The 16,202-nt window shown below is 25.2% G+C and carries 14 protein-coding genes, 1 other RNA gene and 1 pseudogene; 8 read left to right on the top strand and 8 right to left on the bottom strand.

What is annotated here, in order from left to right; genetic code table 11:
• Positions 1-63: 63 nt before the first annotated feature.
• A complete protein-coding gene (gyrA, locus tag DD681_RS02135; RefSeq protein ID WP_158341363.1) occupies positions 64-2,571 on the bottom strand; it encodes a DNA topoisomerase (ATP-hydrolyzing) subunit A in 2,508 nt (835 codons plus the stop codon).
• A 220-nt stretch (positions 2,572-2,791) separates the two neighbouring features.
• Here gyrA and DD681_RS02130 point away from each other — a divergent pair, with 220 nt between their 5' ends.
• The gene (locus tag DD681_RS02130; RefSeq protein ID WP_158341362.1) at positions 2,792-3,499 is read left to right on the top strand and encodes a DUF2076 domain-containing protein; all 708 of its coding nucleotides are present in this window, start codon (positions 2,792-2,794) and stop codon (positions 3,497-3,499) included.
• A 92-nt stretch (positions 3,500-3,591) separates the two neighbouring features.
• On the opposite strand, the gene DD681_RS02125 is transcribed toward DD681_RS02130, so the two are convergent.
• A complete protein-coding gene (locus tag DD681_RS02125) occupies positions 3,592-4,203 on the bottom strand; it encodes a peroxiredoxin (RefSeq protein ID WP_158341361.1) in 612 nt (203 codons plus the stop codon).
• An 84-nt stretch (positions 4,204-4,287) separates the two neighbouring features.
• On the opposite strand from DD681_RS02125, the pseudogene ung reads away from it, so the two are divergent.
• Positions 4,288-4,955 (top strand): annotated as a pseudogene (gene ung, locus DD681_RS02120) (uracil-DNA glycosylase).
• Positions 4,956-5,027: 72 nt separating this feature from the next.
• Here ung and grpE read toward each other — a convergent pair.
• A complete protein-coding gene (grpE, locus tag DD681_RS02115) occupies positions 5,028-5,558 on the bottom strand; it encodes a nucleotide exchange factor GrpE (protein WP_158341359.1) in 531 nt (176 codons plus the stop codon).
• A 103-nt stretch (positions 5,559-5,661) separates the two neighbouring features.
• Here grpE and nadK point away from each other — a divergent pair, with 103 nt between their 5' ends.
• Both nadK and DD681_RS02105 read left to right on the top strand, forming a co-directional pair.
• Complete coding sequence (nadK, locus tag DD681_RS02110; RefSeq protein ID WP_158341358.1) at positions 5,662-6,543, top strand: NAD(+) kinase; 882 nt, start codon at positions 5,662-5,664, stop codon at positions 6,541-6,543.
• Positions 6,544-6,547: 4 nt separating this feature from the next.
• On the top strand, positions 6,548-6,964 hold the full coding sequence (locus DD681_RS02105; protein WP_158341357.1) for an outer membrane protein assembly factor BamE: 417 nt from the start codon (positions 6,548-6,550) through the stop codon (positions 6,962-6,964).
• 17 nt (positions 6,965-6,981) lie between these two features.
• Here the strand turns inward: DD681_RS02105 and ssrA are convergent.
• Positions 6,982-7,357, bottom strand: a transfer-messenger RNA (tmRNA) gene (gene ssrA / locus DD681_RS02100).
• A 112-nt stretch (positions 7,358-7,469) separates the two neighbouring features.
• Between ssrA and grxD the strand changes: the two genes are divergently transcribed.
• A complete protein-coding gene (grxD, locus tag DD681_RS02095) occupies positions 7,470-7,805 on the top strand; it encodes a Grx4 family monothiol glutaredoxin (protein WP_158341356.1) in 336 nt (111 codons plus the stop codon).
• A gap of 92 nt (positions 7,806-7,897) precedes the next feature.
• Here grxD and rnt read toward each other — a convergent pair whose 3' ends face one another.
• Positions 7,898-8,539 carry a ribonuclease T gene (gene rnt / locus DD681_RS02090; RefSeq protein WP_158341355.1) on the bottom strand — a complete coding sequence of 214 codons (642 nt, stop codon included), beginning with the start codon at positions 8,537-8,539 and terminating at the stop codon, positions 7,898-7,900.
• A gap of 255 nt (positions 8,540-8,794) precedes the next feature.
• Between rnt and DD681_RS02085 the strand changes: the two genes are divergently transcribed.
• The 3 genes from DD681_RS02085 (at position 8,795) to ychF (ending at position 11,211) form a co-directional block, all read left to right on the top strand.
• Positions 8,795-9,406 carry a Fe-Mn family superoxide dismutase gene (locus tag DD681_RS02085; RefSeq protein WP_158341354.1) on the top strand — a complete coding sequence of 204 codons (612 nt, stop codon included), beginning with the start codon at positions 8,795-8,797 and terminating at the stop codon, positions 9,404-9,406.
• A 124-nt stretch (positions 9,407-9,530) separates the two neighbouring features.
• Complete coding sequence (pth, locus tag DD681_RS02080; protein ID WP_158341543.1) at positions 9,531-10,061, top strand: aminoacyl-tRNA hydrolase; 531 nt, start codon at positions 9,531-9,533, stop codon at positions 10,059-10,061.
• A 64-nt stretch (positions 10,062-10,125) separates the two neighbouring features.
• Positions 10,126-11,211: a redox-regulated ATPase YchF gene (gene ychF, locus DD681_RS02075; protein ID WP_158341353.1), complete on the top strand. Its 1,086-nt coding sequence runs from the start codon at positions 10,126-10,128 to the stop codon at positions 11,209-11,211.
• 73 nt (positions 11,212-11,284) lie between these two features.
• Here the strand turns inward: ychF and thrC are convergent, their stop codons facing one another.
• From thrC to thrA, 3 genes are read right to left on the bottom strand one after another with little or no spacing between them, the layout of a single operon-like run.
• Positions 11,285-12,574 (bottom strand): threonine synthase, encoded by a 1,290-nt coding sequence (thrC, locus tag DD681_RS02070; RefSeq protein ID WP_158341352.1) that lies wholly within the window; start codon positions 12,572-12,574, stop codon positions 11,285-11,287.
• Positions 12,575-12,577: 3 nt separating this feature from the next.
• Entirely contained in the window at positions 12,578-13,507 is a 930-nt protein-coding gene (gene thrB / locus DD681_RS02065) for a homoserine kinase (protein ID WP_158341351.1), read from the bottom strand.
• Positions 13,508-13,532: 25 nt separating this feature from the next.
• A complete protein-coding gene (gene thrA / locus DD681_RS02060) occupies positions 13,533-15,974 on the bottom strand; it encodes a bifunctional aspartate kinase/homoserine dehydrogenase I (RefSeq protein WP_158341350.1) in 2,442 nt (813 codons plus the stop codon).
• Between the last annotated feature and the right edge of the window lie 228 nt (positions 15,975-16,202).

The following is a 16,202-nucleotide window of genomic DNA, read 5'->3' as shown; positions in this document are numbered from 1 at the left end:
ATTATATTAACCTATTTTAAAAATAACTAAATTTTATTAAAAAACAATATTATTATCCTATATTTATATAGTCTCGACAATTCTTTGTAGAGCAACAACTTTTTCATTTTTTGATGTTCTTATTAAAATTACTCCCTGAGTATTTCTTTTTAGCACACCAATTTCTGAAGCGCGAATTCTTACTAATGTACCTGCATTAGTGATCATCATAATTTGATCTTTTTCTACTACTTGTATAGCGCCAATTATTTTTCCATTTTTCTTTGTAATTTTGATTGAAATAACACCTTGCGTTGCTCTTGATTTAATAGGAAAATCAATAATTTTTGTTCTTTTTCCATAACCATTATCAGTTGCTATCAAAATACTATCTTTTTTGTGTGGTACAATTAAAGAAACCACTTTATCATTCTTAGAAATTTTAATACCTCTTACTCCAGAAGCAGTTCTTCCCATTGTTCTAACGCTTTTTTCTAAAAATTGTACTACTTTTCCATTTTGTGTAAATAACATAATGTTATTTTGTCCATTAGTTAATGCAACTCCAATTAATTCATCATTAGTGCGCAAGTTAATCGCTATAATTCCTGCGGATCTAGGTTTTTTAAATTCTGTCAAAGCACTTTTTTTGACTATGCCACAAGCAGTTGCCATAAAAATGTTAATGTTATCTTTATATTCATGTATTGGTAGTATTGCTGTAATTCTTTCTTTTGTATTCAGTGGTAATAAATTGACTATTGGTCTACCACGAGCATGTCTGCTTGATTCTGGTAGTTGATACACTTTCATCCAGTACAATATTCCTCTGCTTGAAAAGCATAATATAGTATCGTGCGTATTTGCTATTAATAAGCTTTCAATAAAATCTTCTTCTTTAATTTTAGCAGCTGATTTTCCTTTTCCTCCTCTTTTTTGAGCATTATAATCAGAAAGAGGTTGGTATTTTACATACCCTGAATGAGAAAGCGTAACTACTACGTCTTCTTGGTTTATTAAATCTTCGATATTAATATCAATATATTCATTTTTAATTTCTGTTTTTCTTTCGTCTCCAAAGTTATTTTTTATTAATAGTAGTTCTTCTGTGATGATGTCAAGCATACGTTTAGGATTATTTAAAATTTCTTTTAGTTCTATAATTTTTTTATTTAAATTATTGTGTTCTGAGGAAATTTTACTTTTCTCTAAGTTAGTTAGTCTATGAAGACGCAGGTCTAGAATAGCTTGCACTTGTTTTTTTGTAAAAGAATATTCATTTAGTTTTTCTGTGTTATTTATATTATTTTTTAAAGATTGACTTATACTTTCTATATTTTTAGATTTCCATTTTTTTTCGAGCATTAATGTTTTTGCTTCTATTATGCTTTTAGATTTTTTTATTAATTTAATGATTGAGTTAATATTTATTAAAGCTATATTTAAGCCTTCAAGTATATGAGTTTTTTGTTGCGTTTTATGTAGTTCAAAAATACTACGTCGCGTTATTACTTCTTGTCTATGCGATATAAAGTATTGTATTATTTCTTTTAAAGATAGTGTTTTTGGTTGTCCTCGACATAGTGCTACCATGTTGATTCCAAAAGATACTTGCAATTGAGTTAGTGCGTATAATTGGTTCAGAATTATTTCTGATATTGCCTCTTTTTTAATTTCTACTACAATTCTCATGCCCTCTTTGTCAGACTCATCTCGTAAAGCAGTAATTCCATCAATTCTCTTCTCTCTAACTAGTTCTGCTATTTTTTCAATTAAACGCGATTTATTGACTTGGTACGGTATTTCATAAAATATAATCGATTCTTTTTTATTTTTTTTATTTATTTCAATTTTGTTACGTGCTCGAATATATATTTTTCCCTTTCCTGTACGGTATGCTTCTTTAATACCTTCTTTTCCGTTAATTATTCCTGCAGTAGGAAAATCTGGACCTGGAATGTATTGAATTAATTCTTCTAATGTAATATTATTATTTTTTACATATGCTAGGCATCCATTAATAATTTCTTTTAAATTATGAGGAGGGATATTAGTAGCCATACCTACAGCTATTCCTGATGACCCATTAATTAAGAGATTAGGAATTTTAGAAGGTAGAATCTCGGGAACAGTTTCTGTTCCGTCATAGTTCGGTATAAATTCAACAGTATTTTTTTCTAAGTCATTTAATAGCTCGTGAGCTATTTTAGACATTCGAATTTCTGTATATCTCATTGCTGCTGCTGCATCACCATCTATTGAACCAAAATTTCCTTGGCCGTCTATTAATACATAACGCAATGAAAAGTTTTGAGCCATGCGTACTATTGCATCATATACTGCTGAATCGCCGTGTGGATGATACTTACCTATTACATCTCCTACTATTCGAGCAGATTTTTTATATGTTTTGTTCCAAGAATTGTTTAATATATGCATTGCAAATAATATTCTTCGATGAACAGGTTTTAATCCATCTCTTACATCTGGCAGAGCTCTTCCTATTATAACAGACATTGCGTAGTCTAAATAAGAGCTTTTCATTTCTTCTTCGATAGTTATTTGTGTGATTTCTTGTGCGAAATCTTTCATATTAATTTTAATCTCTTTTTTATTAATTAATAAAATATATTTAAACAAAATTATAACATAACTAATAGATTAGACGCATCTAAGAAACTATTATAAATAGTATTTAATTAATAACGAAAATATATTTTTTATATTGTTTATTTTAAATGAAAGTATTAAAATAAATTATTAAATAGTTTTTATAAGCAATTTTTAACTTTAATTAATAACGAGATCTTTTATGAAAGATGAAGAAAAAAATTTAATAGAAAACTTATTTCATCGCTTGAAAAATACAGAGTTAAACTCATCTGAGCGTGATGATGAAGCAGATATCCTCATTCAGGATTTGGTTAAGAAGCAACCCCACTCTTCATATTATATGGTTCAGACTATGTTGATTCAAGAAACTGCGATAAAAAAAATGAGTTTAAAAATTGAAGAATTAGAAAATAAAATATCAACGATATACTCTAAAAAAACAAAAAACAAAACAAGCTTTTTATCAAATTTTTTTAAAAAAGACTCTATTTCCCCTAAAATTTCTCATGATAATAATATATGGAAAAAAAATCAAAATATCACAGAGCCTTCTAATGGAACTATTTTTTCCTCTCCTTCTTCTACAATAACTAATAGTAGCGGTAATAGTAGTTTTCTTAGAAATGCTTTGCAAACTGCAACAGGTGTAGCAGGAGGTATGATTTTAGGAAATATGCTAATGAATGTTTTTAATCATACTAAGCCAGAAGATGAAATATTTGATACTATAAGTGAATCTTCTATTTCTCATTTAGATGAATCTAATTTTCATGAAAATGTAGATAATAGTTTAATAAATTATGATGATCAGAGCAGTATTTTTGATTCTTCTGAAAATATTTCAAACGCTTATGAAGTAGATGAAGACAGCAATGACAGCGATTTTAATGACGATAATTTAATATAATTTTAGAATACGTTGTGATAGATAAAATATCTAAAAAACTTTAATATTCTATAAATAAAGCCAGCATACTTTTTGCTGACTTTAAAAATTATTTAATTATTTGACTTTTTATAAAAATGTTTTTCTAAATATGAAGAAACTCCTTTTAAAGAAGCTGTCATACCTTCTTTTCCCTTTTCCCAATTTGCAGGACAGACTTCTCCATATTTATTATGAAATTCTACAGAATCTACCATTCGTATCATTTCGTTAATGTTGCGTCCAAATGGAAGATCGTTAATTACTTGATGACGTACAATCCAATTTTCATCAATTAAAAATGAAGCCCTTAATGCGACGTTTAGCTCAGGATGTTCAACGCCGTAAGATTTTTGAATTTCGTGTTTTATATCAGATACCATTGGGAATTTAATTTTTCCAATTCCTCCGTTTTTTAAGGAGGTATTCTGCCATGCTTGATGAACAAAAACGCTATCAATAGAAATGCCAACAATTTTTACATTTTTATTCTTAAAATCTTCATAAGAATTATTTAGTTCTAATATTTCAGAAGGGCATACAAAAGTAAAATCCATAGGCCAAAAAAATAGTATTATAGATTGACCATTAGAATATTTTTTTAAATCAAAATTATTTATTATTTTACCGTTTTTTAAAATCGCTGAAGCTGTAAAATTAGGGGCTGTTTGTGCTACTAAAACCATTTTTTTTTCCTTATTTTAATAAAAAATAAAATTTATTTTTTTAAGTATCATAACAACTGGTTTTTATTTAATTATAGGAATATTATGAATAATATTTTAACTTGGAAAGCGCTTTTGTCTCAAGAAAAAAAAAAAAATATTTTTTAAATATAATTAATTATCTTCATCGAGAAAGATCAAGAAAAATAATATATCCACCTAAAAAATATGTATTCAATGCTTTTTTATTGACTGAATTTAGTAAAATTAAAGTAGTTATTATTGGTCAAGATCCTTATTTTTCAAAAAATCAAGCACATGGTTTAGCATTTTCAGTTCCAAAAAATTGTTCTATACCACCTTCCTTAAAAAATATATATAAAGAGATAAATAAAAATTTTAAAAGAAATAATATTTTTAACCATGGTTGCCTTAAAAATTGGGCCAAACAAGGAGTTTTTTTATTAAATAGTATTTTAACAGTAGAATCGGGAAAACCAAAATCACATTATCATATAGGATGGAATATATTTACTGATAAAGTTATTTCCTTAATTAGCTATTACAGAAGTTCTATTGTTTTCTTGCTTTGGGGAAATGATGCAAAAAAAAAATGTCATTTAATAAATATGAATAATCATTATGTTTTTACAGCATCACATCCTTCACCGTTATCTGCGCATCGAGGTTTTTTTGGTTGCAATCATTTTTCTAAAACGAATTCAATATTGCTTGAAAACAAAAAAAAAATAATTAATTGGTTTAAAATTTAAAAAATAGAAAAAAAATATTAAAAACTTTTCTATTTTTTATAATTTTTTTAAATTTATCTTAAATAAAAATTTTTAATTTTTAGAGATTATAACGCTAGCTTTTCGCAATACAATCTTATTAAAAGTAAAACCTTTTCTATTAACAGAAATAATATGATTAGGTTTTATTATATTTGATTCTTGAATTTCAATAACATTGTGTATTTCCGGGTTAAATGGTTCCTTGAAATGACCTTCTATTTTCATTCCGAATTTACATAGCATTTTTAATAAAGATTTGAGAGTTAAATTAATTCCTTGTATTAACGGTTTATCTGATATATTTAACTTTTTACATGTTATTAATGTATTCTCAAGAGCATCAATTATAAAAATATTTTTTTTGATAAAATTTTCAATTTCTGAGCTTTTTATTTTTTCTATTTTAATTTGTGTATTTTTTTTAATATTTTCTATATTTGCTGCGTGTCTTAAATTAATATCATTGATTTTTTTTTGATTATTTATTAATTTTTTATTTAAATCTTCATTAATTTTTTTTTTAAATTTTTCAGTATTTTTTTTTTGTTTAATATCTTTTAGTTTATTTTCTTGACCATCCATAATGTTACCTTATTGAATATTATTAATTAAATATAGACTGTTTAGTTTTTTTAAGTAATTTACTTTATTAAAAATATATTTTTTTTTTAGGAATTTTAATAAAATGAAAAAATATTTTAATTGTATTGGTATTATCGGATGTCCGCGTAATTCAAGTGCATTAATAATACACGAAATACTTTATCAATGGTTGCTAAAAAAAGGGTATAAAGTTTTTATTGAGCATAATATATCTAAAAAATTAAAAATAAAAAATCCTAATACTGCTACGTTAATAGAAATTAGCCAATATTGTGATTTAGCAATTATTATTGGCGGTGATGGAAACTTTCTTTTTGCTGCTCGAATTTTATCATATTCTAAAATTAAAATTATTGGTATTAATTTAGGTAATCTAGGTTTTTTAACCGATTTAAATCCAGATAATAGATTTAAGAAATTATCAGATGTTTTATCTGGTAATTATTTAATAGAAAATCGTTTTTTATTAGATGCAAAAATTTATAAAGAAAAAAAAATTTGCCAAACTAGTATAGCTATTAATGAAGTTGTATTACATTCTCAACATATAGCTCATATGATAAATTTTGAAGTATATATTGATGAAAAGTTCGCATTTTCTCAACGTTCAGATGGATTAATTATATCAACTCCTACAGGATCTACTGGTTATTCTCTTTCTGCTGGTGGTCCCATTATAGCTGCATCTCTTGAGGCTTTTTTATTAGTTCCTATGTTTCCACATACTTTGTCTTCAAGACCTTTAGTTATTCATAGTGACAGTGTTATTTGTTTAAAATTCCCTGATACGGAAAATAATTTAAAAATTAGTTGCGATAGTCAAATAGTATTATCTATTAATAAAAATGAGCACGTTTATATTCGTCGGAGTAATTACAATTTGAATCTTATACATCCTAAAAGTTATAATTATTTTGATACCTTGAATTCAAAATTAAACTGGTCTAAAAAATTTTTTAGATAAAATTATGTTAATAAAATTTATACTAAAACATTTTTTAGTTTTAATAGTCTTACAAAGAAGTATTATGGGAATTAATATATTAATGAGAAATCAGATTTTACTAGTTAATAAAATATTATTAAAAATTTTTTTATTTTTTAGTTTTTTATTAATTACAAGTTGTTCTTTTTCATATAAAAGTCATTATAATTCTAATATTGTCGATGATTCTTATTTTGATTTAATTAATTTTAAAAAGAATTATAAAGGAATGACAAAAAATCAAGTAATTTATATTTTTGGAAATCCAATCATTTCCGATTCGTTTAATAATGCATATCATTATATTTTTTGTGATCAATTTAATCGAAATATATGTAATAAAAAAACGCTAAGTATTTTTTTTAAGAAGAATAAAGTATTGTATTTTACGGTTTGGTAATTTAAAATTTTTTATTTTTGGAGCTGGCGGGATTTGAACCCGCGTCCAAAATTTCTATAAATAAAGGTTCTACATGCTTAGTTTTTCTTTAGATATTTCATTACTTAATTTGGAAAAACGCATTTTAAGTCTATATCTTGTAAAAAAATAACGCACAAATCTACCAAGACTAGTGTGCACGCTTCTCTTTAATAATTAACCTTTCATATTTTCTCATTTTTAAAAGAGAGTAAGAAATTTGAGAAGAAAGGGCTTTATGTAGTTTTTTAAGCTGCTAAAGCGTAGTTGTTTTTATTCTTTGTATCTATTTTTTTACGGCTTTTTATCGAGGCAAACCGTTCCTCGGCATGCACTTTATTTGTTTGATAATTTTGTCGAATCCACAACAGCCCCGTAGTTTTTAATAATTACTATGATATTATAGTATTACAAAAAAAGACAAAATTGTCTATTAAATATTTGTTACTTAAATAAAATGTTTTTATTTTATATATGGACTTGAATAATGAACGTAATTGAAAAAATTAAAAAACAAATCAAAGATAATGTTATTTTAATATATATGAAAGGTACACCTACGTCGCCAAGTTGTGGTTTTTCCGCTCAATCTGTCCAAGTTCTTGCTGAATGTGGAGAAAAATTTGCATATGTAGATATTTTAACACATTTAGATATTAGAAGGGAATTGCCTAGATATGCGAATTGGCCCACTTTTCCCCAATTATGGGTAGATGGGAAATTAATTGGAGGATGTAGCATTATGCTAGAAATGTTTCAAAATGGAGAACTGCAAAAATTGATACGTAATACTAAAAAAAAATATGAAAATCAACTTAAATAAGTTTATAAGTTAAAAATAAGATATGACATTATATTAAAATATTTTAATGTCATATCTTAATAATTTAAGTCTATATTTTATTTATAATGATTTTATTTATCTATATTAATAGGCCATCCACCTAAACGTTTCCAACGATTTACAAACTCACAAAAAAGCTTAGCTGTTTGCAGCGTATCGTATAGTGCTGAATGAGCTTGAGTATTATCAAATGATAAACCAGCAGCCTTGCATGCTTTTGCCAATACAGTTTGACCAACGACTAATCCGCTTAATGCCGCTGTATCAAAAGTAACAAACGGATGAAATGGATTATTTTTAATTTTAACTCTTTGTATAATTTCCATTAAAAAGTTATAATCAAAATTAGCATTATGTGCGACTATAATAGCTCGATTACATCCTTCTAATTTCATCCCTTTTTTTACTTTTTTAAATATTGATGTAATGGCTAATTTTTCACTAATTGCGCCTCGTAAGGGATTAAATGGATCTATTTTATTAAAAGCGATTGCGTCAGAATTTATGACAGAACCTTCAAACGGTTGAATGTGAAAGTGAAGTGTATCTTCTTTATGCAACCATCCTAATTTATCCATTTTTAGAGTAATTAAAGCAATTTCTAAAACTGCATCAGTTTTTGGATTAAACCCAGCTGTTTCAATATCAATAACTACTGGATAAAAGTTACGAAATCGATTGCTTAATAAATTACATTCTTCGGTTTTAGACATCAAATTCTCATTATTTAAAACATTTATTGTTAAATATTATTTAACTTTTTATATTTTTTATTTACTATATAATATTTTATTAAAACAAATTATTTATTATTATATAATAAATATATTTTTATAAATACATAAAATAAGAATTTTTTATATTCTTATTTTATGTCATATATTTATATTTTCATAATCTAATAATAGATTGTAACTTGTTATAATATTTAGAATTACATTATTAATTTAATTTTTTAAGGAAATAAAATGAGTTATTTATTACCCAGTCTATCTTATTCATATGATTCTTTAGAGCCTTTTTTTGATGAAGAAACAATGAAGATTCATCATACAAAGCACCATCAAAATTATATTAATAATACAAATTTTATTTTAGAAAAAACAGCTTTTTCCTCCCTTTCAATTTATGAGTTAATATCTATCTTAAAAGAAATTACTTTAGAAAATAAAGATGCCTTGCGTAATAATGCTGGTGGTCATATTAATCATATTTTATTTTGGAAAACATTAAAAAAAGACACGGTATTACCAGATATCTTAAAAATAGAAATTGAAAAGCAATTTAGAGATTTCGAGTCATTTAAAGATCAATTTGAAAAAATTGCTTTAAATCATTTTGGTTCTGGTTGGGTTTGGTTAGTAAATCAAAATGGTACCTTATCTATAGTTTCTACAGTAAATCAAGATAATCCTTTGATGGGGAAATACATATCAAATACATATGGTAATCCTATTATGGGGATAGATCTTTGGGAGCATGCTTACTACTTAAAGTATCAAAATAGAAAATTAGAATATATTAAATCTTTTTGGAATGTAGTAAACTGGAACGAAGTGAGTTCTCGTTTACAAAAATAATTAACAATTAAGAATTTTTTAGTTAAAAACATATAATTTTATATTATATGTTTTTATTTTTAAAAGTATTTTTATATCAATTAAAGATAAAATATTTAAAGGATTATTTTTGAATAATATTAAAATGATAGTAGGACTATCTAATCCAAAAAAAAAATATCATAATACTCGTCATAACGCAGGTTCCTGGTACATTTATTCTTTAATTAAATATCATTCTAACATTTTAAAAGAAGACAAAAAATTTTTAGGATTTACTTCTTTTTTAAATATTATGTCAAATAATATTAAGGTTTTTATTCCTAATATTTTTATGAACATTAATGGTTATGCTATATATAAAATAGCTTTTTTTTATAAAATTCGTTTAAGTGAAATACTTGTCATTCATGATGATTTAGATTTAAAGCCTGGTATAATAAAATTTAAATATAGTTATGGACATAGTGGTCATAATGGATTAAGAAGTATTATTAATGAATTTCATAATCAAAAAATAAATTTTTACAGATTTAGAATCGGTATTGGTCGCCCAATAAATAAAAATGAGATATCATCTTTTGTTCTTTCACCTCCTTCTCATTCAGAGATGATTTTAATTAAAAAATCTATTTTAGATGCGATAAAAGAAAATTATTTTTTTAAATCTATTTGAAAATAAAATAGATTATTATTTTAAATTTTTGCAACAGTTTTTTTATTTTTAAGGTGTGTAAAATATGGGTTTTAAATGTGGTATTGTAGGGTTGCCTAATGTTGGTAAATCTACTTTATTTAATGCCTTAACAAAGGGGAATTCAGCAGTCGCTAATTTTCCTTTTTGTACTATCAAGCCAAATACAGGAGTTGTTTTAGTTCCTGATTCACGCATTGATAAACTAGCTGAAATTGTTTCCCCAAAAAATATAGTAAATGCATTTATAGAATTTGTAGATATTGCGGGTTTAGTTAAAGGCGCTTCCAAAGGAGAAGGCTTAGGAAATCAATTTTTAAGTAACATACGGGAAACACATGCTATCGCCCATGTTGTTCGTTGTTTTAAAGATGATAATATTAGTCATGTTTATAATAATATAGATCCAAAAAGAGATGTTGATGTTATTAATTCTGAATTGATATTAGCTGATTTTGAAACATGTGAAAAATCTATATTAAGCTTAGAAAAAAAAATAAAATTTAATAAAGATATAGAAAAATTATTAATTGTTTTAAATAAATGCCTGAATCATTTAAAAAATTTTTTTATGTTAAGAACTCTTTTTCTAGATGAAAACGAAAAAAAATTAATCCATTATTTGCGTTTTTTAACATTAAAACCAATAATTTATATTGCTAATATTAATGAAGAAAAAGAATCTTTTTATTTTTTAAAACAATTGAACATGATTGCTCAAAAAGATAGATGTTCAGTAATTCCTATTCATTCTTCTTTAGAATCAGATTTGATAAAAATGAATAAAAATGAACAAAAATCTTTTATGAAAGAATTTAAAATAAAAAATTTAGGATTAAAAAAAGTTATTATGTCTGGTTATAACATATTAAATTTAATAACGTTTTTTACTGTAGGTAAAAAAGAAATTCGAGCTTGGTCTATATCTAAGGGAACTACAAGTATTAATGCAGCTCATAAAATACACAGTGATATCAAAAAGGGATTTATCCGCGTTCAAATTATTAAGTATCTAGATTTTATAAAATATCAAAATGAAACAAAATTAAAAGAACTAGGAAAGATTAGAAGCGAAGGAAAGTTATATAAAGTTCAAGATGGTGATATTGTTCACTTCTTGTTTAATATTTAATAAATATATTTATTTCTAGTTTAAATAAATATTTATTAGAGAGGAAATTTTAGGTTGTCCTCTCTAATTTGTTTTATTTATCTAATAAAAACTCTTTTAATTTTTTAAAACTAGGATTGATATTATAAGATAACAAAGGTAGATTAGCTCGGTTTTGAAGTTCTTCAGGAAGTTCTATTTTAGTTTTTAAAATTTTTTCCACAGTGTTTTTAAATTTTGATGGGTGTGCTGTTCCTAAAAATAAACCAAATTCATCTTTCTTTAATTGATCAAATAATAATCTATATGCAATTGCTGCATGAGGTTCGGATATATATTTCAATTCGAATAATTCTTTTAATGTTTGTTTCGTAACATCATCTGACACACTTCCAAATCTTAATTCTTTTAAATTCCATTGTTTTCGACGAAATAATTCTTCAATTCTCGGCCAATTGTTTGGTTGGCTAATATCCATGGCATTAGAGATCGTAGAGACAGTTTTATGAGGATCCCATTTTCCAGTATTTAAGAATCTTGGTACTGTATCATTTGAATTAGTACATGCTATAAAAGATTTTATAGGTAATCCCATTGATTTTGCTAAAAGACCAGCTGTTAAATTTCCGAAATTTCCACATGGAACAGCAATAACCAAATTTTTTTTCTGTTTTTCTGAAATTAATGAAAATGCTTCAAAATAATAACATATCTGCGCTAATAAACGGCTTATATTAATAGAGTTAGCAGAATTTAAACCGATTAATTTTTTTAATTTTCTGTCATCAAAAGCTTTTTTAACAAGTTTTTGACAATCGTCAAAACTTCCATTTATTGATATAGTTTTTATATTTTTTCCTAAAGTGCAAAATAATTGTTCTTGTAATGTGCTAATTTTTCCTTTCGGGTATAGAATAATAACTCGGATGTTTTTCATTCCATAAAATGCGTGCGCTACTGCTGCTCCAGTATCTCCTGAAGTGGCTGTCAAAATAGTAAAGGATTCATTATCTTTATTAAGAGATAAGATCATTTGAGCCATAAAACGAGCTCCAAAATCTTTAAATGCTAATGTAGGACCATGAAATAATTCAAAACAACTTATATTATTATTAATTGAAATTTTTAATGGTTTTTTAAATGAGAACGCTATTTTAACATTTTTATACAATTCTTCTTTAGAAATTTCTGAGCAAATAAACTTAGAAAGTATTTCAGTGCTTCGTGTAATAAAATCCATTTTAAGAATTCTTGATAATTCGAAAGGTGTAATCGTAGGCAATTCTACCGGAAAAAACAAGCCCTGCTGTTGCCCTAATCCAAGTTTAACAGCAGTTTCAAAATTTACTTTTTCTCTATGATTTTTTAAGTTATAAAGTTTCATTTTTTATCCTATTTGACGCGCACCTTTTAAATCTACATTACAAATATGCACAAATCCTGTTTTGTTTTGTAAATAATTTTTTGTCAGCCATAAAGATATTTTTTTCGCTGTTTCTATGTTATCTGAAACGGCAAAAATAGTTGGTCCTGAACCAGATATCCCGCAACTTATAGCGCCAATTTTTTTAATTTTTTCTTTAGTATTAGAAAAATTTGGAAGTAATTGACTACGATATGGTTCCGCTATGAGTTCTTTCATATATTTAGCTGCTAAATTAGATTGTTTTGTATATGATGCATGAATAAAAGTTGCTAAATAACGACTATTTCGAATACATATTTCTTTGGAATATTGGTTTGGCAAAATTTTTCTTGCTTCTGCTGTCGAAACTTTAATACCTGGCCATGCTATAATCCATAACCAATTTTTAAAATTAGGGATTTTTTGGCTAATAATGTTAGAATCGTCTAATATTAATTGAATTCCTCCTGAGTAACAGGGAGCTACATTATCATAATGTATGCTTCCTGATATTTCTCCTTCTATTTCTCCCATAAGCAACAATAATTCTTTTGCGTTTAAAGGATTATTGCAAATTTTATTAAGGGCGACTAAAGTTGCTACAATAGAGCAAGCGCTAGATCCTAATCCAGATCCAATTGGCATATTTTTTTCAAGAATTATAGAAACTGGAATATTTTTTTTAAGTATTTTGCAAAATTTAAACCAACATTTCCAAACAATATTTTGTTCTTTATTTATTGGTAATTTATTAGAAAAAATTCCTTTGTTAAATAATTGAAATTTGTTTGATAAATTAATTGTTACACAATCACCCAATAAAACACCGTTTATTGGTATGATAGCCGCGCCTAAAATATCAAATCCTACTCCAACATTACCGATAGAAGCTGGTGCATAAATTTTTATCATTATAATATATACTCCGCTCTGATATTTATAATATCGTATGTAGTAAGTCGGAAAACACTCCAGAGGCAGTAACATCATTTCCAGCACCATATCCTCTTAGTACGAGAGGTATTGGTTGGTAATAATTTGTATAAAATGTCAGTGCGTTTTCACCATTTTTAATGTGATATAATGGATCTTTTTTATTTATTTTTTCAATTTTAACTGAACAACTTCCCTCTTTTTCTATAGTACCAACAAAACGCAAAACACATTTTTCATTACGAGCTTTTTTAATTAAATGTAAAAATTGAGCATCAAATTCTTTTAAATAAAATAAAAGTTCTTCAGCATTGTTATATTGTTGAAATGATTTAGGGAGTATTGGCTCTATTTTAATATCTTTTAATTCTATAGAATGTCCAGCTTCTCGTGCTAAAACCAGTAATTTTCTGGCTACATCTATTCCTGATAGATCATCATATGGATTTGGTTCTGTAAAACCTCTTTTTTTTGCCTCTTTGGTTGCCTCTGATAATAATAAACCTTCTTCTAATTTTCCAAAAATAAAAGACAACGAACCAGATAATATTCCTTTAAAACTAATTAATTTATCACCTGTATTAAATAAATTTTGTAACGTTTTTATGACAGGCAATCCAGCTCCTACATTTGTTTCATAAAAAAATTTTTTATTTTCTAAAAATGCTGTATTTCTTATTTCATTATAATATTTGAATGAATCAGTGTTGGCTTTTTTGTTTGATGTTACTATATGAAATCCTTTAGAAAGAAAATGAACATATTGTTGTGATAGATATTGATCAGATGTACAATCAATTATAACTGAATTTGAATGAGAATTATTTATTAATAAGCTATTTAATTTTTCTAAATTAAATTTTTCTTTAGATTTATTAAAATTTTCTTGCCAATTTTTTAAATTAATTGAATTTTCAAGCAATATTTTTTTTGAGTTAGCAATAGCACAAACTTTTATTTTTATATTTTTTTTATCTAAGACTTTTTTTTGTTTTATTATTTGATTTAACAATGCTCTTCCTACTCCACCTATTCCAATTAAAAAAGCGTTGATTATTTTTTTCTTAGAAAATAATATGTTATGAACGTTTTGAACGGCTTTTAAAATGTTTTTTTTCTTAATTACAATAGATATTGAATTTTTCGAAGAACCTTGTGTAATTGCAAAAATATTAATTTTTAATGAATCTAATATAAAGAAAATTTTTGATAAAAAATTATTTTTTTTGTATATACAAGAACCGATGATAGATAGGATCGATAAATTTTTGTTAATATTAATATAATTTAAAATATCTTTACATTTTGATTTAAAATTTTGTTTTAACAGAATTAAAATTTTATCAATATTTTTTTCAAAAGTACAAAAACTAATATTTTTTTCAGCAGATGATTGAGTAGTTAATATAATTTTAATATTTTTTTTAGAAAAATTTTTTACTATGCTTAATATTTTTTTTTCTTCGTTATTAATTATAAAACCAGGTAAAGTGATCATTGTTATATCATCTAAATGTGTTATACCTTTTAAATGATTTTCTTCTACGTCATTTTCTTGAGAAATTAAAGTACCTTTAGATTGAGTATTAGTAGTATTTTTAATTAAACATGGTATTTTAAATTTCTTTAATGGTTTAATAGTGCGTGGGTGTAGCACTGCGGCTCCAAAATAAGACAATTCTATTGCTTCTTGGTACGATATTTTTTTTAATAAATAACTATTTAATACTTTTCGTGGATCGGCTGTGAAAACACCGTCAACATCTGTCCAGATTTCACATAGTTTTGCGTTTAAACAAACAGATAAAATTGCAGCTGAATAATCAGAACCATTGCGACCTAATAATACTAATTCTTTTTTTTCATTTCCTCCAATAAAGCCGGGCATTAAAATAATATCATTTTTATTTATATTAATATTTTCAATATTTTTTTTAGATTGATTTATATCAACTTTGGCGTCTAAATAGTTTCCTATAGCTAAAATATTTTTAATAGGATCAATAACAGTTATCTTATATTTTTTAGATTTTAATATATTTTTCATAATAATAACTGAAAGTATTTCTCCACGAGATAATACAATAGCTTGAATATTTTCTGGGCATTTCTTAGATAGAATAATATTTTTAACAATTTTTTTTAATTTATTAAATTCTTTTTGAATTATTTTTTTTACTTCTTTATAAGGAAAAGACAATTGTATATTAGTGATATCTTTTATCAATTGAAAAAAAATATTTTCTGAAATAAAAACTATTTTTAACATTGAATCATCATAAATTTTACTTTCAATAATATCAGCTAAATAATTAGTAATTTTAGCTGGCGCAGAAAGAACAACTCCAGTTTGTTCTTTTTTTACGCTTTTTTCTATAATATTTACTACACGTAGAAATAATTTTGCATTGGCTAATGAAGTTCCGCCAAATTTTAATATTTTCATTTTCAATATACTCCCTAAATTTATATCATAAAAAACCCGCATTATTTTTGAGCGGGTTTTGTTAAATATATATTGCCCTATACAACATATTACCAGTTATTCTAAATTAGAATAATTTTTCTATAGAAAAGAGATTGTAAAATAGATATTAACATTTTTTATATGATATTTTTAGAGGAAAATTTATCAATACTTAAATAAGTTCATTTATTAAATATTTTTAATAAG

Source organism: Buchnera aphidicola (Melanaphis sacchari) (genome assembly GCF_003096055.1).
In the GTDB taxonomy this organism is placed as follows: Bacteria; Pseudomonadota; Gammaproteobacteria; order Enterobacterales; family Enterobacteriaceae; genus Buchnera; species Buchnera aphidicola_P.
Note: the sequence above shows the minus strand (reverse complement) of the source record. Positions and strands in the feature narration are given on the sequence as shown.

What these genes read in the sequence shown, in the direction of transcription:
- grxD (WP_158341356.1), top strand. Translation starts at nt 7,470, where the DNA reads ATGAACGTAATTGAAAAAATTAAAAAACAAATCAAAGATAATGTTATT.
- pth (WP_158341543.1), top strand. Translation starts at nt 9,531, where the DNA reads ATGATAGTAGGACTATCTAATCCAAAAAAAAAATATCATAATACTCGT.
- thrA (WP_158341350.1), bottom strand. Translation starts at nt 15,974, where the DNA reads ATGAAAATATTAAAATTTGGCGGAACTTCATTAGCCAATGCAAAATTA.
- thrB (WP_158341351.1), bottom strand. Translation starts at nt 13,507, where the DNA reads ATGATAAAAATTTATGCACCAGCTTCTATCGGTAATGTTGGAGTAGGA.
- DD681_RS02125 (WP_158341361.1), bottom strand. Translation starts at nt 4,203, where the DNA reads ATGGTTTTAGTAGCACAAACAGCCCCTAATTTTACAGCTTCAGCGATT.
- thrC (WP_158341352.1), bottom strand. Translation starts at nt 12,574, where the DNA reads ATGAAACTTTATAACTTAAAAAATCATAGAGAAAAAGTAAATTTTGAA.
- DD681_RS02130 (WP_158341362.1), top strand. Translation starts at nt 2,792, where the DNA reads ATGAAAGATGAAGAAAAAAATTTAATAGAAAACTTATTTCATCGCTTG.
- DD681_RS02085 (WP_158341354.1), top strand. Translation starts at nt 8,795, where the DNA reads ATGAGTTATTTATTACCCAGTCTATCTTATTCATATGATTCTTTAGAG.
- ychF (WP_158341353.1), top strand. Translation starts at nt 10,126, where the DNA reads ATGGGTTTTAAATGTGGTATTGTAGGGTTGCCTAATGTTGGTAAATCT.
- grpE (WP_158341359.1), bottom strand. Translation starts at nt 5,558, where the DNA reads ATGGATGGTCAAGAAAATAAACTAAAAGATATTAAACAAAAAAAAAAT.
- rnt (WP_158341355.1), bottom strand. Translation starts at nt 8,539, where the DNA reads ATGTCTAAAACCGAAGAATGTAATTTATTAAGCAATCGATTTCGTAAC.
- gyrA (WP_158341363.1), bottom strand. Translation starts at nt 2,571, where the DNA reads ATGAAAGATTTCGCACAAGAAATCACACAAATAACTATCGAAGAAGAA.
- nadK (WP_158341358.1), top strand. Translation starts at nt 5,662, where the DNA reads ATGAAAAAATATTTTAATTGTATTGGTATTATCGGATGTCCGCGTAAT.
- DD681_RS02105 (WP_158341357.1), top strand. Translation starts at nt 6,548, where the DNA reads ATGTTAATAAAATTTATACTAAAACATTTTTTAGTTTTAATAGTCTTA.